The organism is Bacillus sp. JJ722, assembly GCF_036963345.1.
In the GTDB taxonomy this organism is placed as follows: domain Bacteria; phylum Bacillota; class Bacilli; order Bacillales; family DSM-1321; genus Bacillus_AD.
Window position 1 is genome coordinate 1 of the sequence record NZ_JBALMO010000314.1, and the last position, 1,193, is coordinate 1,193.

Genomic DNA, 1,193 nt, shown 5'->3' on the forward strand with positions numbered 1-1,193 from the left:
GAAACATTACAATTAATTATATAACTTATTACTTATATATTATAAATAATTACTTGCATTTTGCAATTAATTATTTGCAAGTACACATGATATTTTGATTTTTATTGTCGACAACTACTAGAAAAAATAATTTTTAGAATTACTTGCGATTTGCAAGTAACGGTGATATTCTAATCCCATCAAGTTACAAGTGCTTGAAACACTTATATGGTTTTATGTTATATTTATTATTTCAAACTATAAATAAAGTAGTACATACTAATCTGCGAGGTGATTAAATTGGATGATAACTTAAGGCGGCTTTTTCAAGTATTCAGTAGACGTTTTGGTTTTTTAAATAAAAACTGTTGTCAGGCAGGGGGGCATGATATTTCTCTTGTCCAAAGCCATATACTTTATGAAATTGAACATCAATACTATCCTTCTATCCAAGAAGTGGCTGAAACTTTAGGAACAGATATTACCACGTTCAGTAGGCAGGTTCAATCTCTGGTTAAAATGGGTCTTGTTTCAAAAACACTTGATCCAAATGATCGTAGAATCACCATCTTATCACTAACAGAAGAAGGAAAAAAAGTAGCTGATGACATTGAGCAGCAAATGAATCAATATCTGGATGATGTTTTTGCTAACATGAGCCAAGAAGAAAAAGAAATGGTTGTATGCTCTATTCAATTACTGAATAAGAGTATGGCGAAAAGTGATAAATGTTGTACTACCCCATTAGGGTAATACAATCTTAATAATTACTTGCAATTTGCAAATAAAATAATATTAAATACTTGCAAATCGCAAGTATTTAGGAAGTGGGAACATGATTAAAGAGATTATAAACGAATTTTTATTTATCGCATTAGAGTTAACTGTTCTTTTCATTGCTATATCATTTGCGATCAACTTTTTACAAGCAATTGTGCCATACAATAAAATCAATAAATTTCTATCAGGGAAAAATACTTTTTTAGGAGTGGTAGCAGCCCTTGTGTTTGCTTTTGTTACGCCTTTTTGTTCTTGTTCAACAATACCAGTTGTAGTGAACTTGTTAAATAAAAAAGTGCGTTTCGGCATTGTAATGGTGTTCTTATTTCCTTCCTGGCTTTTTTATGCAAGTAAAAGTACCAAAGTACTAAAGTTCAATAAGTGAAGGTTATTACATATTAGTCATGTAAAATATGCAAGACCCTTTATATATT

1 protein-coding gene and 1 pseudogene are annotated in these 1,193 nt (G+C 30.3%); both read left to right on the forward strand.

Annotated features, from left to right (window positions below):
• Positions 1-279 precede the first annotated feature (279 nt).
• A complete protein-coding gene (locus tag V7014_RS24850; protein ID WP_335511412.1) occupies positions 280-732 on the forward strand; it encodes a MarR family winged helix-turn-helix transcriptional regulator in 453 nt (150 codons plus the stop codon).
• 82 nt (positions 733-814) lie between these two features.
• Positions 815-1,093, forward strand: a pseudogene (locus tag V7014_RS24855) (permease); the annotation flags it as partial.
• Between the last annotated feature and the right edge of the window lie 100 nt (positions 1,094-1,193).